Annotated in this window: 1 pseudogene; it reads left to right on the top strand. The window is 46.7% G+C overall.

Going from position 1 to position 593, the window contains the following annotated elements:
- Window positions 1-57 precede the first annotated feature (57 nt).
- Window positions 58-593, top strand: a pseudogene (locus tag BM613_RS15295) (ATP-binding protein); the annotation flags it as partial.

Genomic DNA, 593 nt, shown 5'->3' on the forward strand with positions numbered 1-593 from the left:
ACTTATGTTGACCCTGCTGGGTCTACTTTGACCATCGTCTTGAATCGATTGTTGCACATGGAACAGCAAGGCGCGAAAATTCCGTGGGAGAAAGTACATTATCTCGACTTAACTCCTAGTTCTGAATATCCTGTCGGCCTGAATTTGCTTCATCGAACAGTAGGGGAAGACAATGCAAACGTGGCAGGGGATGTATTGGCACTCATCAAGTCGGCATACGGAGGGGAAACCCCGAAAACAGATCGATTCATTGAAAATGGCGTCATGACTTTGCTTGATGATCAAGCGAGAGAACATACCATTTTAGGATTGGTGAGTATTTTGCAGTATCCTGCCTTGCGCGAAACGATTCATGTTTCAGACCCCCTTGTACAAGAGTTTTGGGACATGGACGGAGAGGACATCAAAGCAGGGGAACTTGGAGCGCTGCAAAATCGATTGCGACCCATTTTACAAAACCTTGCAATGCGTCGGATTTTTGGTCAAACACGTTGGAGTCTCGATCTCTTACGTTGGATGGACGAAGGGCACATCATTCTCATTAACACGCTGAACCTAGAACCAAAGAATGTCGGGCTTGTTGGCGGCCAAGT

Source organism: Sulfoacidibacillus thermotolerans, from assembly GCF_003144315.1.
GTDB lineage: Bacteria > Bacillota > Bacilli > Alicyclobacillales > SLC66 > Sulfoacidibacillus > Sulfoacidibacillus thermotolerans.